Genomic DNA, 259 nt, shown 5'->3' on the forward strand with positions numbered 1-259 from the left:
GCCAACATCAAGCAGAACGCCGACAACGCGGCCCAGACCGAGAAGATCGCCCGTCAGTCCTCCAAGGACGCCGAGACGAGCGGCGAAGCGGTCACCCGCGCGGTCAACGCGATGCGCACCATCGCCGAGAAGATCTCGATCGTGCAGGAGATCGCACGCCAGACCGATCTCCTCGCGCTGAATGCGGCCGTGGAAGCCGCCCGCGCCGGCGAGCACGGCAAGGGCTTCGCGGTCGTGGCTTCGGAAGTGCGCAAGCTCG

Annotated in this window: 1 protein-coding gene; it reads left to right on the plus strand. The window is 67.6% G+C overall.

Annotated elements, in window-relative coordinates; genetic code table 11:
- Positions 1–259 (plus strand): methyl-accepting chemotaxis protein (locus ACZ3HH_RS30590; RefSeq protein ID WP_465810405.1); only part of this gene is annotated, 259 nt, incomplete at both ends.

It is taken from the genome of Pseudomonas sp. PME37.24/025 (genome assembly GCF_055556615.1).